The organism is Mesorhizobium sp. RCAM 06353, from assembly GCF_059683585.1.
In genome coordinates, this window is sequence record NZ_CM185031.1 from 2,105,570 (window position 1) to 2,120,428 (window position 14,859).

The window sequence follows — 14,859 nt, forward strand, 5'->3', positions numbered from 1 at the left end:
CGGCTGCGTGGAAATGCGGCCGGTTGTTCTCGACGTTTGCTCTACCTCTTTGTTTTGACGCAATTCCGGACGGAAAACCGTTTCACACTTTTCCTGGAATTGCTCTATTTCAGCTCAAGCAGCCGTTCCAGATAGCTGCGTTCGATGTCGGGGCTGAGCGCATTGCCGAGCCGCTTGCGGATCGCTTCCAGGATCTGGCGGGCGCGCTGGACGTCGATCTCGTCGGGCACTTTCACCGAATCGCCGAAATCGGGACCCTGGCTGGCGCGCGGCCGGCCGAGCGGGTCACGGTCGGCATTCTGCTGGCGACCGCCTTCCTGGCTGCCGCCCTGGTCGCCCTGCATGGCCTGCATCTGCTTCATCATGTCCTTGGCGCCCTTGCGCAGCGCCTCGAGCGCCCGGCCCTGGTGGCCGACGGCCTCGTCGCCCTGGCCCTCGCCAAGCGCCTGTTCGGCATTGCCCATCGACTTGCCGGCCTCGCCAAATCCTTCATTGGGCTCCATGCCCATGCCTTCGAGGCCTTTCTTCAACTGCTCCAGGTCGCTTTTCAGCTGGCCCTGGCCTTCCTGCAGCTGCTTCAGCGCGTTGGCAAACTCCTGCGGCGTCATCTGCTGTTTCGGCCTGGCGAGCGGATCGCGGTCCTGGCCAACGCCCGGCAGGTCCTGGTCCTGGCCGCCGCCAGACTGATCGTTGGGATTCTTGCCGCGCTGCATCTGGTCCATGCGGAAGGTGTCGTTCATCATCTCCTGCTGGCGCCGCAGGATCTCGCCGAGCTTGTCCATCTGCTGGCGCATCTGGCTGTCCTGCTCGCCGCCCTGCTGCTGCCGGCCGGCCTGGAGGTTGTTCATCATGTCCTGCAGCTGCGACAGCAATTGCTGCGCCTTGTCGCGATCGCCCGACTTCGCCAGGTTCTCGATCTGGTCCATCATGCGGTCGATGTCGCTCTGGCGCAGTTCCTGGCCGTTCTGCTGCATCTGCGGCGCGTTCGGGTTCTGCTTGGCGCGTTCGGCGAATTCCTGCAGGAACTGGTTCATCGCCTCGCGCAGTTCCTTCATCGCCTTTTCGATTTCCTGGTCGCTGGCGCCGTTCTTGATGGCGTCCTGCAGCGCCTGCTGCGCCTGGCGCAGCCGCTTTTCGGCGGCCGAGAGGTTGCCCTCTTCGATACCGAGCGCGATTTCCCAGAGATAGGCGACCTCGCTGCGCAGCTGATCGTCGTTCCCGGCGAGCTTCAGCCGGCTACGCGCGCTCATGATGGCGAGATAGTGGGACATGTTGTCGAACGTGTCTTCGGGCCGCAGCGTGATGGCGTCGATCAGGTCGAAGACGCGCGGCTTGGCATTTGCGTCGAGCGCCAGCAGGCGGCGTTGTTCGATCACCGCCCGCGCCAGCGGGTTGGCGAACGGCCGCTCGGGCATCACCAGCGTTTTGGTCTCGCTCGAGGCGGTGTGTCCGGCGTCGTCGGTGGCGACCAGCGTCAGCTTGATGCTGCTGCCGGCCCAGACATGCTCGGTCAGGTCCTTGGTGGTCTTGGCGGTATTCGACTTGCCGCCGCGGCGCGGCAGCGCCAGCGGCATCTCGGGCGGGCCGTAGAGCGGGTGCGCGTCCGGCGCCTGCGGGTCGGCCAGCGCGAAGACCGCCTTGGCGGTGGCGGCGCCATAGTCGTCGTCGATCTGGTAGTTGAGTTCGAAGGCGCCGTTGGCGGCGCGCTTGGGCTCGCCGACGAAGCGGATCTGCGGCGGTTTGTCCGCGATCACGGCGAAGGCCCAGCGGCCAAGCTGGTCCTCGCCCGATTTCAACGTCAGCGTGCCGTCGCCGGTCAGCTTGCCGGTGAACTGGCGTACCTTGGAGGGCGTTGCTGGGCTAGCTGCCGGTTTGGCTGTCGTGGCGGCCTGAGGCCCGGCCGGGTCGATGACACGGGCGTTTCCGTCCTTGTCGGCATAGGCGAGCGTTTCCTCGCCCGAGCCCCCGGTCACGCGCAGCGAGACATCGCTGCCTTCGGGCACATGAAACGTTGGCGTCGCCTGGTTGGCGTCGGCGGTCAGGAAGATCGGCGGCTTGCCGGTATAGGCCGGCGGTGTCACCCAGGCATCGATGCGTGGCGGCACGGCATCATGCGCGCCGTGGGCGCTGAAACCGTCCGCTATCCTGCCACCGGTTGGCCCGAAGGAGAAGGCAAAGGCGGTGACAAGAAGTAGCGCGGCCACCGCGCGCAGCCCCCAGGGGTCGCGCTCCGGCACGCGTGTGCGCGGCAAGTCGGCGCCCAGGCTGTCGAGCTTGGCGGCCATACGCTTCTGGTGTTCGCGCCACAGTGCCTGCGAGAAGCTGCTGTCCCGGCCGCTTGGGCGGTCGGCCTGCACCAGCACGGGGCTGTGCAGCAGTTCGTTGGCGGCCTCGATGCGGCGATCGACTTCGGCGGCACCAGGCAGGCGGAAGAAGCGCAACGGATAGAGCGCTGCCACCCCTGCCAGCCCGAACGCGGCGACAAGGCCGATGCGCACAACATCCGGCAGCCGGGAGAAAACGCCGAACCAGGAGATGCTTATGAACAGGCTGGCGACAATGATCAGCGGCAGCAGCAGCGGCCAGCCGCGCTCGACCAGCATCGAGACCCGCGTCGCCAGCCGACTCAAGGCAAGGCGCCCTGCCAGGCCGCGATCGTTGCTGAAGGTGGGTCGTTGCGTCATCGGCCCTTCCTGGAATCGGACAGGATAGCCCGTTCCTTACGACTCGAAGAATACCAGCAAACACGGCAAAGGCGAGGCGCTTTCAAAAAACGTGAAGTCTGCGATCATGGTTCCATGGTCGCAGTCAGAAGGTCGCGGGGTTGGCGTTCGCCCCGCAGACCAGCACGGCAACGCGTTCACCCGGTGCCGGCGCGTAGCGGCCGGACAGGATCGCGGCGAAGGCAGCGGCACCGCCCGGCTCGGAAATGATGCGCACCCGGTTCCACAGCGCCTTCTGGGCGGCGATGATGTCGTCGTCGCTGACCAGGATGGAGCGTTCGACGAAGGCCTCGGCGATCGGGAACATCATTTCGCCGACGCGCTTTGGCGCCAGCGAATCGGCGGCGATGCCTTCCGCCGGCGCGTCGACCGGATGGCCGGCCTCGAAGGCGCGATGAAGCGTCGGCGCGCCCTCGGGCTCGATGGCGATGATGCGGATGCGGCCGGCATACCAGGCGGCGATGCCGCCGATCAGGCCGCCACCGCCGACGGCAACCAGCAGCGTGTCGATCTCAGGCAGATCGTTCTCGATCTCGAGCCCGAGCGTGCCCTGGCCGATCAGCGTTTCCTCCTGGTTGAAGGCGTGGATCTGCAAGGCGCCGGTTTCCTCGGCGAAACGTTCGCTGGCGGCCAGCGCCTCGGCATAGCGGGCGCCGCCGACGACGAGGTCGGCGCCGTAGCCACGAATACGGTCCAGCTTGGCCTGCGGGCTCACTTCGGGGACGAAAATGGTCGCCTTGTGGCCGAGCCGCATGGCGGCGTAGGCGACGGCGGCGCCATGGTTGCCGCCAGATGCGGCGACGACGCCGGCCTTGGGGACCGGCCGCTGCAGCAGATTGGTGAAAGCGCCGCGCGCCTTGAACGAGCCGGAATGCTGCAGGCATTCGAGCTTGAGGTCGACCGCCAGCGGCGGCCGGTCGAAGTCGGCCATGTCGACGCGCAGCACCGGCGTGTGTCTGATATAGGGGCGGATGCGCGGTTCCATCGCGGCAATGCGTTCGCGTGTGACGGTGTTGCCCTGCGACATGATTTGTTCCTCGTATAAAATCCCGCCCTAAGCCAGCCAGTCAGGCACCGAATCCAGCCCGATCAGATCGTCATAGGTCAGGCGCGGGCGCACGACGTGGAAGCGATCGCCGTCGACCAGCACCTCGGGCACCAGCAGACGGGTGTTGTAGGTGCCGGCCTGAACGGCGCCATAGGCACCGGCCGTGGAAACAGCGACGAGATCGCCGGCCTTCAGCCTGGGCAGATCGCGGTCGAGGCCGAGATAATCGCCGGTCTCGCAGACCTGGCCGACCACGTCGACCATCATGCGCGGCGTGTCGGCTGGCGGCTGCACGACCGGCTTGATGTCGTGGAAGGCATCGTAGAGCGTCGGCCGGATCAAGTCGTTCATGGCGGCGTCGACGACCAGAAAATTCTTGGCGTCGCCTTCCTTCACGAAGATCACTTCCGAGACGAGGATGCCGGCATTGCCGACGATCAGCCGGCCCGGCTCGAACATCACCTTCAGCCCGAGCTTGGTGACATGCTTCCTGACGACCTGGGCATAGGCGTCGGGCAAAGGTGGCGGGTTGTTGTCGACGCGATAGGGAATGCCGAGGCCGCCGCCGAGATCGACATGATCAATGGCATGGCCATCGGCGCGCAGCGCGCCGACCAGATCGACCAGGAGGGCGAAAGCGTCGTCGAAGGGCTGCAGCTCCGTGATCTGGCTGCCGATATGGGTATCGATGCCAGTGACCTTGATGCCCGGGAGCGTTGCCGCCCTGGCATAGACCTGCCGCGCCCGCTGCCAGGCAATGCCGAACTTGTTCTCGGCCTTGCCCGTGGAGATCTTCTTGTGGGTCTTGGCGTCGACATCGGGATTGATGCGCAGCGAGATCGGCGCCACCTTGCCGAGGGCCGTGGCACGGGCCGACAGCAGCTCGAGTTCCGGCTCCGACTCAACGTTGAAGCAAAGGATGCCGGCCTCCAGCGCAAAGTCCATTTCGCGCGCGGTCTTGCCGACGCCCGAGAACAGGATCTTGCTGGGCGGGACGCCGGCGGCCAGCGCCCGGCGCAACTCGCCTTCCGAGACCACGTCGGCGCCGGCGCCGAGCTTGGCCAGGGTCCGCAGCACTGCCTGGTTGGAATTGGCCTTCATGGCGTAGCAGACCAGCGCGTCCAGCCCGGCAAAGGCCTGGGCGAACACCCGGTAGTGCCTGGTCAAGGTGGCGGTGGAGTAGCAGTAGAATGGCGTGCCGACCTGTGCGGCGATATCGGGGATTGCCACGTCTTCGGCATGGAGCACGCCGTCGCGGTAGTCGAAATGGTTCACGAGAGTGGTTCCGGAAGTTGGAGCACGATGAGATCGGGTTTGGAAGACCAACCCGGTCTGATCGGTTCTAGATCAGCGGGTCGAGGAAGAACTTCTTGTCCTTGACCGGTTTTTCCGGCTCCGGCGGCAGCGGCTGCTTGGCCTTCTCGGCATCCTTGCGGGCCTGTTCGGCGGCTTCATAGGGTGTGTCGAGACCGGCCTTGCGGCCGCAGGCGGTCACGGCGGCCATCGCCACCAGCAGCGTCAGCGTCACCAAAATCCTGCTTCCGGTCATCGATCCATCCGTCCGAAACGTTTTTGTCAGCCGCCGCTTTTAGCCGAGTTCTCGGCGTATTGCACCCCGGGATATTGCCCGCTGCAATATCCAGGATATTGCTGTCGCAATATCGGGGCATCAGCCTTTCGCCAGTCGCTTTTTCCAATAGCGAATCTGCTTCCTCACCTCCGACGGCGCGGTGCCGCCGAAACTGGTGCGGCTCTTGACCGAGTTCTGCACCGCCAGCACCGAGAAGATATCTGGTGTGATGCCGGGGTTGATCGACTGCAGATCCTCTAGCGAAAGCTTCTCCAGGCTCACCTTTTTCTCCTCGGCCAGCGCCACGGCGCGGCCGGTGACATGATGCGCCTCGCGGAACGGCAGGCCGAGCGTGCGTACCAGCCAGTCGGCGAGGTCGGTCGCGGTCGCGTGGCCGGAGCCGGCGGCCTTCTTCATCGCGGCTGCGTTGACGGTCATGTCCGAGACCATGCCGGTCATCGCCGCGAGCATCAGGTCGAGTGTCTCGGCGGCATCGAACACCGATTCCTTGTCTTCCTGCATGTCCTTGCCGTAGGTCAAAGGCATGCCCTTCATCACCGTCAGCAAGCCGACCAGATGGCCGGTGACGCGGCCGGTCTTGCCGCGCACCAGTTCTGCGGCGTCGGGGTTCTTCTTCTGCGGCATGATCGAGGAGCCGGTGGAAAACGAGTCCGACAGCCTGATGAAGCCGAACTGCGGCGTCGACCAGATGATGATCTCTTCCGCCAGCCGCGACAGATGCGTGGCGCAGATCGCGGCCATGCTAAGGAACTCCAGCGCGAAATCGCGGTCGGAGACGCTGTCCAGCGAATTGCGCATCGGCTCGCGGAAGCCGAGCGCTTTTGCGGTTTGGTGGCGGTCGATCGGGAAGCTGGTGCCGGCAAGGGCCGCCGCTCCTAGCGGGCTCTCGTCCATCCTTTCGATCGCGTCGCGCACGCGCGACAGGTCGCGCGAAAACATCTCGACATAGGCCATGCAGTGATGGCCGAAGGTCACCGGCTGCGCCGCCTGCATATGGGTAAAGCCCGGCATCACGGTCGCGGCATGCTCCTCGGCCCGCTCCAGCAGCGCAATGATCAGCCCCTTCAGCGCTTCGGCGACGCGAAAGCATTCGTCCTTGACCCATAGCCTGAGGTCGACCGCCACCTGGTCGTTGCGCGAACGCGCGGTGTGCAGGCGGCCGGCGGCCGGGCCGATCAGCTCGGCGAGGCGGGATTCGACATTCATGTGGATGTCTTCCAGCTTGGTCGAAAACTCGAATGTGCCGGCCTCGATCTCTTTCAGGATCGTGTTCAGGCCGTGAGCGATTTTTTCTTGATCGGCCGCCGAAATAATGCCCGTTTGCGCCAGCATCTCGCTATGGGCGATCGAGCCGCGGATGTCCTGCGCGTAGAGTTTGCGGTCGAACGATATCGACGCGTTGATCGCTTCCATGATCGCGGCCGGACCCGAGGCAAATCGTCCGCCCCACATCTGGTTGCTGGTCTTCTTGTCGCTCATCGCTATAAAACCCGTGCTTCGGAGCAGTTTTGAGAACATGGCAGACGGAAACAGATTTTTCCCGGCCCCGCGCCTGATCCTCGCCGCCCTGGTGGCGGGAGCGCTGGCCGGCGCGGTCGCGGTATATGTCAGCGAGAGCCGGTCTGGCAACAATGCACCGGCGCAAGTGGCCGTCGGCGACAGCAAGGACGACGTCGCCTGCGCCGCCAAGAGCGACCGCGCCAAGAAGGTCGCCGCCGCTGCGACCGGCGAGGTCGCCGCCCTGTTGCCCGCCGACCCGCCGCAATCCATGAAGAGCCTTGCCTTTAATGGCCCGGACGGCAAGCCGATGACGATCGCCGACCATGCCGGCAAGACGGTGCTGCTCAACCTCTGGGCGACATGGTGCGCGCCGTGCCGCGCCGAAATGCCGGCGCTCGATGCGTTGCAGAAGGAGAAAGGCAGCGCCGCCTTTCAGGTCGTCGCCGTCAATGTCGATACCGGCGACGATGTGAAGCCGAAGAAGTTCCTCAGGGATACCGGCGTCGAGACGCTCGGCTACTACCGGGATTCGACGGTAGCGCTGTTCAACGACCTCAAGGTGCGCGGCCCGGCGCTCGGCCTTCCCGTCACCATGCTGATCGACGGCGAAGGCTGCTTGATTGCCCATATGAACGGCCCGGCCGAATGGTCGAGCCCCGACGCCAGGCGGCTGGTCGAGACGGCACTCGGATCGTGACTCTTTGTTTTGATGCAATTCCCTAGGGAAAGCGCTAGGCGCTTTTCCCGGGAAAACCGTTCACACTTTTCCTGGAATTTCTCTAGGCCGAGCGCACGATTGGCTTGAGCAATACGAGGCCACTTTCCCCGTGTTTGGCGGCGCGCACCGGGACGCGCTTGCCGAGGCTGGTCAGGTCGTCGAATGCCTCGATCGGCGCCGGTTTGCCGAGATAGTAGCCCTGGCCGATCTCACAGGCTTCCGCATCCAGGAACTTCAGCTCGCCAAGCGTCTCGACGCCTTCGGCAAGAACCGGCAGGCCAAGGCCGCGCCCCAGCCCCAGCACGGCGCGCACGATCGCCGCGACCTGGCCGTTGGTGTCGACCGCCTTGATGAAGGAGGAGTCGATCTTGATCTTGTCGAAAGGGAAGGCGCGCAGGTTCGAGAGAGAGGAATAGCCGGTTCCGAAATCGTCCATGGCGACGCGCACGCCCAGCGCCTTGACCTGCCGCAGGCTTGCCAGCGCACGCGGCATGTCCTTCACCAGCGCGGTTTCGGTGATCTCGAGTTCCAACCTTGTCGGGGCCAGACCTGTCCTCAACAGGGTCTCGTGCACCTTGCGGCTGAAATTGGGATTGTGAAGCTGGACCGCAGAGACGTTGACGGCGATCGTTAGCGGATTTTCCCAGCGGGCGGCTTCCGCGCAGGCCGCGTCGAGCACCCAGTCGCCGATCTGCCCAATGGCGCCGCTGTCTTCGGCCACCGGGATGAATATTGCGGGGGAAACGTCCCCGCGTTCGGGATGGCGCCAGCGGATCAGGGCTTCGAAGCCAAGCATTTTGCCGCTGCTGATCTCCTTCTGCGGCTGGTAGACAAGGTAGAATTCGCCACGCACGACGGCCTGGCGCAATTCGTGTTCCATCACGCGCTTGTCACGAGCCTCGGCGCCCATCGACGCCTCGAAATAGCGAAAAGTGTCCCTGCCTTCGGTCTTGGCGCGGTAGAGTGCGGTGTCGGCATGGCTGATCAGGCTGGTCTGGTCTTCGGCATCAAGCGGATAGATCGCGATGCCGATGCTGGCCGAGACCAGGCCGCCGCCGACTGCGGCCCGGTTTTCCTCGCGCATGGCGGCGAGCAGCGAGCCTGCGATGCGGCCCGCCGCCTGCGGGTCGGGCAGGTTGGGGGCGATGATAGCGAATTCGTCGCCGCCGAGGCGCGCCAGCATCTGTCCATGGCGCAGAACGCCGGCTGCGCAGCTTGCCACTTTCTGCAGCATCGCATCGCCGGCGCCATGTCCGTAAAGGTCGTTCACCTCCTTGAAGCGGTCGAGGTCGAACAACAGAAGCGCAAGGTGCCGGCCTTTGACGCCGTTGTCTACATTGGCGGTCCGTTTCATGGATGCAATTTCCATGTCGAGACGGCCGGAAAAGGAGCGGCGGTTGGCAAGTCCTGTCAGCGGGTCGAAATGGGCGAGGCGCAGGATCTCCTGCTCCGCCTTCTTGCGTTCACGGATGTCGCGGACGGCTATGACGTTGTGGGGCTTGCCGCAATAGTCGATGCTTCGGGCGATCAGCTCGACGGGAATTCGCGTTCCGTCGCGATTCCTCAACTCCGCCTCCCGCGGCTGGCCTTCCAGGCTGGCCGCGTCGGTTGCGGTGTGTTCGTCGAAGAGCTCGCCCAGTTCCATGCCTGTCAGCGTCGCGGCCAGCGTGCCGGTCAGCTTGCCCATGCTGTCATTGGCGCTGACGATGCGGTTGCCGTCGCAGACGATCAGGCCCTCCACGGCGGCATTGGCCAGGCCGTGCATGCGATCAACCTCGAGCTTCTGGCGGCGGAAGCGCAAATCGATCCACAGCGCCGATGCCGACAGCACCAGGATCACCAGCGTGGCGGCCGCGGCCGCGAAAGCCTGCGAGGTCGGCTCGATCGTGTACTCGGATATGACGATCGAGGAATCGGGAAAGATCGAGACGGCACCCATGCCGATGAAATGCAAGGTGCAGATCGCCAGCGTCAAAAGCACCGCGCCGGCGGACGTCGCCGTCGTGGAGGGACGGCGCAGCACGACACGCAGCGCCAGCGCCCCGAGTGTCACGCCGGCCAGCAGGGAAACGGCGACCATCAACAGGTTCCATTCGATGCGGCCCTGGACCTCGAATGCCGCCATGCCGATGTAGTGCATGGCCGCGATGCCGCCGCCCAGAACGGCGCCGCCGACGAGATGATAGTCGAACTCGTCCCGCAAGGTGGCGATCCACATGCCGGCCGCCGTCAGCGTGACCGAGGCGGCGAGCGAGAGCACGGAGAGCCGCGGATCGTAGGCACTGGGTATGCCCGGTGTGAACGCAAGCATGGCGATGAAATGCGTTGCCCAGATGCCGAAGCCGGTCGAAGTGGCCGCGATCATCAGCCAGGCAAGCCGGTTCCGGTCTGTCGAGCGGCTGATGTGATGAAGCAGGCTGACAGCGGAGAAACAAGAAATTCCGCAGATCAGCGCGGCGAGTGCGACCAGTCTCAAATCGTGCTGGTTCACGATACAATTGTAGACCGTCAACATCTTATATCCCCAAGCCCTTTGGAAATAAAAAACGAAATATGACTGATTAAGGCTTGGCTGTTGAAGGATCGATAAAGTCGCCTGCAACCAGAGCGTGTTTTCCCGGCGCATTTACTCCTGTTGCCGTCTCGATGCTTCATGTCCCTTTTAGCCGGATAATCATGGCGGCCGACATGATCTTTACGTCCGTGACAGTCGCCCTAGCTACCTCTGACGCCGGTGTGCCGTTTGATGCCGGCCAAGCCGCCGAGGGAGAGGAGCGAGCAGCTGTGCAAAGGCCGGAGAGCCACAACAGAACTGTCACATACCTTCTCTAAGAGAGCCGGCAAGGACTTGCGCAAAACCCTTGTCACCAGCCACTCAAGAGGGAAAAACCATGACTATGATCAAGCGGGGCTTTGCTGCCCTTGCCGCTGGTGCGCTCAGCACCGCGCTGGCGATGCCTGCCTTTGCGGAACCGGTTAAATTCGATTTCTGGTTCGGCCTTTCGGGCGATCTCGCCCGTGTCGTCGATACGATGTGCAAGAACTTCAATGCCTCGCAGGCGGACTATGAAGTGGTCTGCACCAGTCAGGGCAACTATGACGCCACGCTGCAGAACACCATCGCGGCCTTCCGTGCCGGCAAGCAGCCGGCCGTCGTCCAGGTCTATGATGTCGGCACCGCCACCATGATGCTGTCGGGCGCCTACAAGCCCGCCGACAAGCTGATGGAAGAAAACGGCTACAAGATCGACTACGCCGACTATTTCCCCGGCATCGCGCGCTATTACGCGACGTCGAAGGGCGAGATGCTGTCCTTCCCGTTCAACTCCTCGACCCCGCTGATGTACTGGAACAAGGACGCCTTCGCCAAGATCGGCAAGACCGAGGCGCCGAAGACCTGGGAAGATGTCGGCGCCGACCTCAAGGCGATGAAGGATGCCGGCTATGAATGCCCGATGGCCATCAACATCTCGGCCAACGAAAGCTGGCAGCTGATGGAGCAGTTCTCGGCGCTCCACAACCAGCCGATCGCGACCAAGAACAATGGTTATGACGGTCTCGACGCACGTCTCGAAGTCAACAAGACCAAGTTCGTCCAGTACGTCACCGACCTCAAGAAGTGGTATGACGCCGGCCTGATCAAGATCAAGTCCAAGGATCTCGGCCAGGATATGGTCCAAGCCTTCGCTTCGGGCACCTGCCAGGTCATTCTGACCTCGGTCGGCGACCACGGCACGGTGGGCAGGACGCAGAAGGAAGGCATGAACTGGGATGTCGCCGAACTGCCGGTCTATGCCGGCACTGAGCGCAAGAATTCGCTGGTCGGCGGCGCTTCGCTGTGGGTGCTTTCCGGCAAGTCGGATGCCGAATACAAGGGCGCGGCCGCCTTCTTGAACTTCATCCACGATCCCAAGACCGCCTTGTTCTGGTCGACCAACACCGGCTACATTCCGGTGACGAAGTCGGGCTTCGATTACCTGAAAGGCCAGGGCTTCTATGACAAAGCCCCCTACAAGGGTCGCGAAGTCGCCATCGCCAGCCTGACCGCGTCCGAGCCGACCGAAATCACCCGCGGCATCCGGCTGGGCAACTTCACCCAGATCCGCGCCGAGTTCGGCACCCAGATGCAGGCGATCTTCGCCAACAAGGTCAGCGTCCAGGAAGGCCTCGACACGCTGGTCAAGAATGGCGACGCGATCCTCGACCGCTTCCAGCAGACCTATCCGGGCAAGACCCTGCCCTGATCGCTGGAAATTTTCAGGCCGCCCGTCGAGCCCTGTGCTTCGAGTCGACGGGCGGTTGTTTCGCGTATTTAATGCAAACGTGACTGGCCGCTCGGCGGCATCGGCGGACCGATGGAAAAACGCGTCACTTTCAGCAGCTGGACGATCGGCATCCTTTTCGCGGTGCCGCAGCTGCTCCTGATCTTCACGTTCTTCTACTGGCCGGCCGGCCAGGCGGTTTACTGGTCGCTGACGCTGCAACAGCCCTGGGGCGGCGGCAACATCTGGGTCGGGCTCGACAATTTCCGCTCGATCCTGGCCAACGCCGACTACTGGAACTCGATTACCGCCAGCCTTGTCTTTGCCGGCATCAGCACCGGGATTGCGATGTTCATCGCGCTCGTGCTCGCCGCCTTGACCGATCGGCAGCTCGCCGGCTCGCGCCTCTATCGCGTGGTGCTGATCTGGCCCTACGGCATCGCCGCACCGGCGCTGGCGCTGGCGTTCCGCTTCATCCTGGCGCCGGAGGCGGGGTTCCTTTCCGCCATCAACCGGATGTGGCCGGGGATCTGGGATCCGGGTCTCGATGGCGCGGATGCCATGGCGTCGATCATCGTCGCTTTTTCGTGGAAATATGTCGGCTACAACTTCATTTTCTTCCTGGCCGCGTTCCAGGCCATACCCCGTTCGCTGATCGAGGCCGCCGCAATGGACGGTTCGGGCGTCATCAGGCGTTTCTGGGACATCCAGTTCCCGCTGATCACGCCGACGATCTTCTTCCTTTTGGTCATCAACATCACCGAAAGCTTCCAGGATTCCTTCGGCATCGTCGACATCATGACATCAGGCGGCCCGGCGAATGCGACCAATCTGATGGTCTACAAAATCTATTCCGACGGCTTCAAGGGTTTGGATTATTCGGGCGCCGCCGCGCAGAGCATCATCCTGATGCTGCTCATCATCGTGCTCACCATCTTCCAGTTCCGCTTCATCGAGCGGCGCGTGCACTACGGGTGAGATGACATGGTAGAGCGCACCCCATTCCTCAATTTCTTCACGCATCTGATCCTGTTCCTCGGTTTCGTCTTCTGCGTCGCGCCGTTCGTGGTCGTCGTCATCGCCGCGTCGCACAACCTGCGGGATGTCAACGATGTGCCGATGTCGCTGCTGCCGGGCAGCGACTTCTGGGTCAACATCAAGACGGCTTGGGTGACGGCCGATCTCGGCCCCAAGCTGCTCAACAGCTTCGTCGTCGCCGGCGGCGTGGCGGCGGGCAAAGTGATCATTTCGGCGCTCACCGCCTTCTCGATCGTCTATTTCCGCTTTCCCGGCCGGATGTTCATCTTCTGGCTGATCTTCGTCACCCTGATGCTGCCGCTGGAAGTGCGCATCGTGCCGACCTACGCGGTCGTCGCCAATGTGCTGTCGCCCTATCAGGCCATCCTCGACGTGACAGGCTTGAGCTGGCTGATCGAGAAGGTGTCGGGCGTGCAGGTCTCGCTCAACCTCGGGCTGCTCAATTCCTACCCCGGACTGATCCTGCCGTTGGTCGCTACCGCGACCGGGACGTTCCTGTACCGGCAGTTCTTCCTGACCGTGCCTGATGAGCTCACCGAGGCGGCGCGTATGGATGGTGCAGGGCCACTGCGTTTCTTCATCGATGTGCTTTTGCCACTGTCGCGCAACAACATGGCCGCGCTCGGCACCATCATGTTCCTGTGGGCCTGGAACCAGTATCTGTGGCCGCTGCTCATCACCACCGACCAGTCGCACGCGATGGCGGTGACCGAGCTCAAACAGCTGATCCCTAATGTCGGCGGCACTCCGGAATGGCACATTGCCATGGCCGGCACGCTGATCGTCATGCTGCCGCCGCTGGCCGTCGTGGTGCTCATGCAACGCTGGATCGTGCGTGGCCTGATCGCCACCGAGAAATAACAGGAGACAAAAAATGGCCTCCATCACCATTCGCGGCGTCAAGAAGAATTACGCCAAGACGCAGGTCGTGCACGGCGTCGACCTCGACTTCGCCTCGGGCGAATTCGTCGTCATCCTGGGACCGTCCGGCTGCGGCAAGTCCACGCTGCTGCGCATGATCGCCGGGCTGGAAGACATTTCCGGCGGCACGATCACGATCGACGGCACTGTCGTCAACAAACTGGAACCACGCGAGCGCGGCTGTGCCATGGTGTTCCAGAACTACGCGCTCTATCCGCATATGAGCGTGGCGCAAAACATCGGCTATTCGCTCAAGGTGGCCGGCGTTCCCTCGGCTGAGCGCACGCAGCGTATCCAGGCGGTGGCGCGTACGTTGGAGCTCGAACATCTGCTCGACCGCAAGCCGATGGCGCTTTCCGGCGGCCAGAGGCAGCGTGTAGCCATGGGCCGCGCCATGATCCGCGAGCCGAAAGTGTTCCTGTTCGACGAGCCGCTGTCCAATCTCGACGCCAAGCTGCGCGTGCAGATGCGCTCGGAAATCCGCAAGCTGCATCGCCGGCTGAACGCCACCTCCGTCTTCGTCACCCACGATCAGGTCGAGGCTATGACGCTGGCCGACCGGCTGGTGATCATGAACGGCGGAAAGGTCGAGCAGGTCGGCACGCCAGGTGAAATCTACACCCGCCCGGCCAGCCGCTTCGTCGCCACCTTCGTCGGCGCACCGGCGATGAACATTCTCGAAGGCATGGTCGATCTCGACGGGCTGTCGCTGCTCGGCGGCAGCCGGCGTCTGGCGATGACACGCGCTGGCCTGCCGGTCGGCTCGAAGGTTGCGATGGGCATCCGGCCGGAAGCCGTGAGGCTGGTGGCGCCCGGCACGGCTGGCGCGCTCGACGCCACCGTCGACCTGGTCGAGGAACTGGGTGCGGGGCGAGTCATCTATGTCGATCTCGACGGCGCGCCGTTTTCGGTGATGACGTCGGAGGCCATCCACCCCGAGCCCGGCAGTACGGTCGGCCTGAAGATCTCGCCGGAGGACATGCATTTCTTCTCGTCGGAGACGGGAAGCCGCCTCGATGTCTTCAGGGCGTCCGCGCCCGAGCCGGCGCTCTGATTTT

At 63.7% G+C, this 14,859-nt stretch carries 11 protein-coding genes; 5 read left to right on the forward strand and 6 right to left on the reverse strand.

What is annotated here, in order from left to right; all coding sequences use genetic code 11:
• Nucleotides 1-104: 104 nt before the first annotated feature.
• The 5 genes from AC56QX_RS09985 to argH all read right to left on the reverse strand — a co-directional run bounded on the left by AC56QX_RS09985 (nt 105) and on the right by argH (nt 6,841).
• Entirely contained in the window at nt 105-2,684 is a 2,580-nt protein-coding gene (locus tag AC56QX_RS09985; protein ID WP_497115627.1) for a TIGR02302 family protein, read from the reverse strand.
• A 124-nt stretch (nt 2,685-2,808) separates the two neighbouring features.
• Nucleotides 2,809-3,750: a threonine/serine dehydratase gene (locus tag AC56QX_RS09990; RefSeq protein WP_497115629.1), complete on the reverse strand. Its 942-nt coding sequence runs from the start codon at nt 3,748-3,750 to the stop codon at nt 2,809-2,811.
• Between the two features lie 27 nt (nt 3,751-3,777).
• Nucleotides 3,778-5,046: a diaminopimelate decarboxylase gene (lysA, locus tag AC56QX_RS09995; protein WP_475456868.1), complete on the reverse strand. Its 1,269-nt coding sequence runs from the start codon at nt 5,044-5,046 to the stop codon at nt 3,778-3,780.
• A gap of 67 nt (nt 5,047-5,113) precedes the next feature.
• Nucleotides 5,114-5,320, reverse strand: a complete 207-nt coding sequence (locus tag AC56QX_RS10000) for a hypothetical protein (protein ID WP_477440740.1) — start codon at nt 5,318-5,320, stop codon at nt 5,114-5,116.
• A 120-nt stretch (nt 5,321-5,440) separates the two neighbouring features.
• Nucleotides 5,441-6,841: an argininosuccinate lyase gene (gene argH / locus AC56QX_RS10005; RefSeq protein ID WP_497115631.1), complete on the reverse strand. Its 1,401-nt coding sequence runs from the start codon at nt 6,839-6,841 to the stop codon at nt 5,441-5,443.
• Between the two features lie 37 nt (nt 6,842-6,878).
• Between argH and tlpA the strand changes: the two genes are divergently transcribed.
• Nucleotides 6,879-7,559, forward strand: coding sequence for a thiol:disulfide interchange protein TlpA (gene tlpA / locus AC56QX_RS10010; protein ID WP_497115632.1), 681 nt, complete (start codon nt 6,879-6,881; stop codon nt 7,557-7,559).
• Nucleotides 7,560-7,641: 82 nt separating this feature from the next.
• Here tlpA and AC56QX_RS10015 read toward each other — a convergent pair whose 3' ends face one another.
• The gene (locus AC56QX_RS10015; RefSeq protein ID WP_497115634.1) at nt 7,642-10,095 is read right to left on the reverse strand and encodes a putative bifunctional diguanylate cyclase/phosphodiesterase; all 2,454 of its coding nucleotides are present in this window, start codon (nt 10,093-10,095) and stop codon (nt 7,642-7,644) included.
• Nucleotides 10,096-10,471: 376 nt separating this feature from the next.
• On the opposite strand from AC56QX_RS10015, the gene AC56QX_RS10020 reads away from it, so the two are divergent.
• The 4 genes from AC56QX_RS10020 to AC56QX_RS10035 all read left to right on the forward strand — a co-directional run bounded on the left by AC56QX_RS10020 (nt 10,472) and on the right by AC56QX_RS10035 (nt 14,855).
• Complete coding sequence (locus AC56QX_RS10020; RefSeq protein WP_497115635.1) at nt 10,472-11,824, forward strand: extracellular solute-binding protein; 1,353 nt, start codon at nt 10,472-10,474, stop codon at nt 11,822-11,824.
• 111 nt (nt 11,825-11,935) lie between these two features.
• On the forward strand, nt 11,936-12,820 hold the full coding sequence (locus tag AC56QX_RS10025) for a carbohydrate ABC transporter permease (protein WP_497115636.1): 885 nt from the start codon (nt 11,936-11,938) through the stop codon (nt 12,818-12,820).
• Between the two features lie 6 nt (nt 12,821-12,826).
• Nucleotides 12,827-13,741 carry an ABC transporter permease subunit gene (locus AC56QX_RS10030; protein WP_497115638.1) on the forward strand — a complete coding sequence of 305 codons (915 nt, stop codon included), beginning with the start codon at nt 12,827-12,829 and terminating at the stop codon, nt 13,739-13,741.
• Between the two features lie 13 nt (nt 13,742-13,754).
• On the forward strand, nt 13,755-14,855 hold the full coding sequence (locus AC56QX_RS10035) for a sn-glycerol-3-phosphate import ATP-binding protein UgpC (protein WP_497115640.1): 1,101 nt from the start codon (nt 13,755-13,757) through the stop codon (nt 14,853-14,855).
• Nucleotides 14,856-14,859: the final 4 nt, after the last annotated feature.